General features: G+C 58.2%; 1 protein-coding gene. It reads left to right on the forward strand.

Annotation, left to right across the window (positions count from 1 at the left end):
- Positions 1 to 509 (forward strand): hypothetical protein (locus QSV46_RS39135; protein WP_314964014.1); only part of this gene is annotated, 509 nt, incomplete at both ends.

Consider the following 509-nt stretch of genomic DNA (forward strand, 5'->3'; position numbering starts at 1 on the left):
CCTGTGGAATCAGCCAAGCGCTGCAGCGGCCTACGCGCGCGCAATAGAGACAGCGACCGCCGATTTTCTCGTCTTTGCCCACTGCGATGTCTATTTTCCCGAAAACTGGTTTGAGCGGCTCGCATGGGAAATCGATCGCCTTATGCTTCTCGATCCCAGTTGGGCGGTGGCTGCAAGCGGCGGTGTAACTGCAGCGGGTGAAGTCGTCGGGCGGACGTGGGATTGCTCCCTGGCGCCCTTGTTTCCGGAAAATGGGGGGCTGTTCGGCAAGGCATCGGACGGGCCTGTTCCCATTGTGAGCTTCGATGAAATGGCATTCGTGTTGCGGCGCGAGGCAGGCGTATCTTTCGATCCTCTGCTACCCGAATTCCATCTCTACGGCACCGATATTGCTCTTGAAGCGGAGCGGCAAGGGCGGACCTGTTACGGGCTCGATATGCCCCTTATTCATAACGCCAAGCCGCAGTTGTCCCTCGGATCCGACTACGTTCGGTCATATCGGTATATGG

This window comes from Bradyrhizobium cosmicum, from assembly GCF_032290525.1.
Lineage (GTDB): Bacteria > Pseudomonadota > Alphaproteobacteria > Rhizobiales > Xanthobacteraceae > Bradyrhizobium > Bradyrhizobium cosmicum_A.